The organism is Streptomyces sp. NPDC006265 (assembly GCF_040613555.1).
GTDB lineage: Bacteria > Actinomycetota > Actinomycetes > Streptomycetales > Streptomycetaceae > Streptomyces.
Window position 1 is genome coordinate 1 of the sequence record NZ_JBEXSH010000754.1, and the last position, 4,549, is coordinate 4,549.

Here is a 4,549-nt window from a genome sequence, read left to right on the forward strand (position 1 = left end):
GTCGACGCGACCCTGCGCCGCCTGCTCGGCGAGGAGACCCTGGCATCGACGGAGATGGCCGAGGCCGCGCGGCTCGCACTGCGCGCCGCCGAGGCCTGCTCACGCGCGGCACGGCCGCTGTACGCCGCCCACGCCGACCTGCCCGTCCCCGAGAATCCGCACCTCGCTTACTGGCACGCGGCGACCCTGCTGCGCGAGCACCGGGGCGACGGGCACCTGGCCGCCCTGATGTCCGCGGGCCTCGACGGCCTGGAGGCGATGGTCACCCACACGGCGACGGGCAAGGGCATGACCCCGAAGTGGGTGTGCGCCACCCGGGGCTGGAGCCGGGAGGACTGGGACGCGGCGACGGAGCGACTGCGGGAGCGTGGGCTGCTGGACGCGTCCGGCGACCTCACCGAGCGGGGCGTCGCCCTGCGCCGGGAGATCGAGGACGAGACGGACCGCCTGGACCGCGCCCCGTACGAGCACCTGGGCTCCGAGGGCGTGGCCCGGCTGACCGAGCTGGGCGGGGTGTTCGCGCACGCCGCGCTCGTGGCCGGGGCGTTCCCGGCGGATCTGATCGGCAAGGGTGACGCATAGTGACGCGCCGGTGAGGTACCCGCTCTCCACCGGCCTTCGCGGCCGGGAGTGGAGAAAGGGGAATTTCGTGTTCCGTGCTATCGCAGACGTGCTGCGCCAGATCGGCGGCGCCATCGCCACCGTCGTCACACTGCCCTTCCGGGCCCTGGCCCGGCTGTTCGGCGGGGCCTCGTCCTCCACCCGCAGGGCCTGATCCGGACCGCGACCTGCCGGGTACCGCCCTGATCCCCGAGTGTCGGCGCCACCTGCCACAATTGCCGCGCAACCTCAGCGGAGAAGGCGGTACGGGATCGTGACGACACCCGGGTCCATCGGGTCCATCAACGCAGTGTCCATCGAAGGCAGGATCGCCGAGGAACTCGGCGTACGGGAGCGGCAGGTCAAGGCCGCCGTGGAACTGCTCGACGGCGGTTCTACGGTGCCCTTCATCGCCCGCTACCGCAAGGAAGCGACGGAGATGCTCGACGACGCGCAGCTGCGCACCGTCGAGGAGCGGCTGCGCTACCTGCGGGAGCTGGAGGAGCGGCGGGCGGCGATCCTGGAGTCGGTGCGCGAGCAGGGCAAGCTCACCGAGGAGCTGGAGGCGAGCATCCGGGGCGCCGAGACGAAGGCGCGCCTGGAGGACATCTACCTCCCGTACAAGCCCAAGCGGCGCACCAAGGCGCAGATCGCCCGTGAGGCCGGACTCGAGCCGCTGGCGGAGGGGCTGCTCGGCGATCCGTCCGTCGAGCCCCTCGCCGCGGCCGCCGCGTTCGTCGACGCCGACAAGGGCGTCGCCGATCCGCAGGCCGCCCTGGACGGTGCCCGGGCGATCCTCACCGAGCGGTTCTCCGAGGACGCCGACCTGATCGGCGAGCTGCGCGAGCGCATGTGGGTGCGCGGGCGGCTGGCCGCCAAGGTGCGGGACGGCAAGGAGGAGGCGGGGGCGAAGTTCTCCGACTACTTCGACTTCGCCGAGCCGTTCACGGAGCTGCCCTCGCACCGCATCCTCGCGATGCTGCGCGGCGAGAAGGAGGGAGTCCTCGACCTCGTCCTGGAGCCCGAGGAGCAGACCGACGGCCCCTCCTCGTACGAGGGGATCGTCGCCCACAAGTTCGACATCGCAGACCGGGGCCGCCCCGGCGACAAGTGGCTGAAGGACACGGTCCGCTGGGCGTGGCGCACCCGCATCCTCGTCCACCTCGGCATCGACCTGAGGCTGCGGCTGCGCACGGCCGCCGAGGACGAGGCGGTGCGGGTCTTCGCCGCAAACCTGCGCGACCTGCTGCTGGCCGCCCCGGCGGGCACGCGCGCGACGCTCGGCCTGGACCCCGGTTTCCGTACGGGTGTGAAGGTCGCCGTGGTCGACGCCACCGGCAAGGTCGTCGCCACGGACGTCATCCACCCGCACGTCCCGGCCAACCGCTGGGACGAGGCCATCGCCAAGCTGGCCCGGCTCGCCAAGGAGCACGCGGTCGAGCTGGTCGCCATCGGCAACGGCACCGCCTCCCGCGAGACCGACAAGCTCGCCGGGGAACTGATCACCAAGCACCCCGAGTTGAAGCTCACGAAGGTGATGGTGTCCGAGGCCGGTGCGTCCGTGTACTCGGCGTCCGCGTTCGCCTCGCAGGAGCTGCCCGACATGGACGTGTCGCTGCGTGGCGCCGTGTCGATCGCCCGCCGGCTCCAGGACCCGCTGGCCGAGCTGGTGAAGATCGACCCGAAGTCGATCGGCGTCGGCCAGTACCAGCACGACCTGTCCGAGGTGAAGCTGTCGCGTTCGCTGGACGCGGTGGTGGAGGACTGCGTGAACGGCGTGGGTGTGGACGTCAACACGGCGTCGGCCCCGCTGCTCTCCCGGGTCTCCGGCATCACCTCCGGGCTCGCCGAGAACATCGTGGCGCACCGGGACCAGAACGGACCGTTCAAGGCCCGCGGCGAGCTGAAGAAGGTGGCGCGGCTCGGCCCGAAGGCGTACGAGCAGTGCGCGGGCTTCCTGCGGATCCGCGGCGGTGACGACCCGCTGGACGCGTCGAGCGTGCACCCCGAGGCGTACCCGGTGGTCCGGCGCATGGTGGAGACCGCCGGGCAGGAGGTCGCCTCGCTCGTCGGCAACACCGGAGTGCTGCGCTCGCTGAAGCCGCAGGACTTCGTGGACGAGACGTTCGGTCTGCCCACCGTGACCGACATCCTGAAGGAGCTGGAGAAGCCCGGCCGCGACCCGCGCCCGGCCTTCAAGACGGCCGCCTTCAAGGAGGGCGTGGAGAAGATCTCCGACCTGTCGTCCGGCATGATCCTCGAGGGCGTCGTGACGAACGTCGCCGCGTTCGGGGCGTTCGTCGACATCGGCGTCCACCAGGACGGTCTGGTACATGTCTCCGCGATGTCCAAGACGTTCGTGAAGGACCCGCGGGACGTGGTGAAGCCCGGCGACATCGTCAAGGTGAAGGTGCTCGACGTCGACATCCCGCGCAAGCGGATCTCGCTGACGCTGCGTCTGGAGGACGAGGCGGCCCAGCAGGGGCAGCAGGGCGGCGGCTCGGGAGAGCGCCGGCAGCGCAGCGGGCGTCCGCCGCAGCAGAGGCAGGGCGGCGGCCGTGGTGGCCAGGGCGGCGGTCGTGGGGGTCAGCGTCAGGCTCCGCCGCCGGCCAACAGTGCGATGGCCGACGCGTTGCGTCGGGCGGGTCTGGCCGATCCGAAGAACGGGCGTCGCTGACGGCTTCGCCGGGACGCGACGCCCGTTCGTGTCGTGGGGAGCTGCGAGTCCGTTGTGGCTGGTCGCGCAGTTCCCCGCGCCCTTGAAAGGAGAGCTTCGCCCCCTTTCGGACCTAGAGTGAGGGCATGTACGCCATCACCTGGGACGTGTTCCCGAGCGAGGGGTTCGAGACCGTTCGGACCGAGCTCGCAGACGGCGTGCTGCGGGCGCGTGGGCGGGCCGTCGGGACCCTGCCCGAGCCGTACTGGATCTCCTACGAACTCGAGAGCGCCGGGGACGTCGTGACCCGGCGGCTGCGCGTCACGGCGGAGACCGGGACCGCGACCTGCGGCACGACGGTCACGGCCGGTGGACCGCGAACGGCGCGCCGCTCCCGGACGTCGACGCAGCCCTCGACTGCGATCTCGGGCTGTGCCCCCTCACCAACACCATGCCGGTGCTGCGGCACGGGCTCCACCGGAAGCCCGGTGAACGGAAGTTCCCGATGGCCTGGGTGTCGGTGCCGGACCTGGCCGTGCGGCCCTCTCGGCAGACGTACACGCATCTGCGGCCAGGGCACGTCCGCTTCTCCTCGGGCGACTTCCGCAGCGACCTGGAGTTCGACGACGAGGGGTACGTCGTCGACTACCCGGAGTTGGCCACGCGCCTGACGGCCCGTTAGCGTTCCGTCACCTTGCCGTCCGCCACCTCCAGACGGCGGGTGACGTGCACCGCGTCCAGCATGCGGCGGTCGTGGGTGACCAGCAGGAGGGTGCCCTCATAGGCGTCGAGGGCGGACTCCATTTGCTCGATGGCGGGCAGGTCGAGGTGGTTGGTCGGCTCGTCGAGGACCAGGAGGTTGACGCCCCGGCCCTGGAGCAGCGCCAGGGCGGCCCGGGTACGCTCGCCCGGGGAGAGGCTTCCCGCGGGGCGCAGGACGTGGTCCGTCTTGAGGCCGAACTTGGCCAGGAGGGTGCGGATCTCGACCGGTTCGGTGTCCGGAACGGCCGCGCGGAAGGCGTCGAGCAGGGACTCCTCGCCGTGGAACAGCTTGCGGGCCTGGTCCACCTCGCCGAGCAGAACGCCCGAGCCGAGCGCGGCGTGCCCGGCGTCCAGCGGGACGCGGCCGAGGAGGGCGGCGAGCAGCGTGGACTTGCCGGCGCCGTTCGCGCCCGTCACCGCCACCCGGTCCGCCCAGTCGATTCCACATCGCCCGTGAACACCAAGGACCACAACACGTTCCAGGAGCAGATCAACTCCTACCTGCAGGGCACGCCCGACGACGTGTTCACC

At 71.6% G+C, this 4,549-nt stretch carries 4 protein-coding genes and 1 pseudogene; 4 read left to right on the top strand and 1 reads right to left on the bottom strand.

Features of this window, described 5'->3' with window-relative positions; translation table 11 throughout:
• The 4 genes and pseudogenes from ABZ281_RS39130 to ABZ281_RS39145 all read left to right on the top strand — a co-directional run.
• Positions 1–582 (top strand): hypothetical protein (locus ABZ281_RS39130; RefSeq protein WP_356662760.1); only part of this gene is annotated, 582 nt, incomplete at its 5' end.
• Between the two features lie 67 nt (positions 583–649).
• Complete coding sequence (locus ABZ281_RS39135; RefSeq protein ID WP_267889763.1) at positions 650–775, top strand: LPFR motif small protein; 126 nt, start codon at positions 650–652, stop codon at positions 773–775.
• A 99-nt stretch (positions 776–874) separates the two neighbouring features.
• Complete coding sequence (locus tag ABZ281_RS39140; protein WP_356662761.1) at positions 875–3,277, top strand: Tex family protein; 2,403 nt, start codon at positions 875–877, stop codon at positions 3,275–3,277.
• A 125-nt stretch (positions 3,278–3,402) separates the two neighbouring features.
• A pseudogene (locus tag ABZ281_RS39145) lies at positions 3,403–3,938 on the top strand (putative glycolipid-binding domain-containing protein).
• On the opposite strand, the gene ABZ281_RS39150 reads toward ABZ281_RS39145, so the two are convergent.
• The coding region (locus ABZ281_RS39150; protein ID WP_356662762.1) for an ATP-binding cassette domain-containing protein at positions 3,935–4,549 on the bottom strand (615 nt) is incomplete at its 5' end. The pseudogene ABZ281_RS39145 and the gene ABZ281_RS39150 overlap by 4 nt on opposite strands.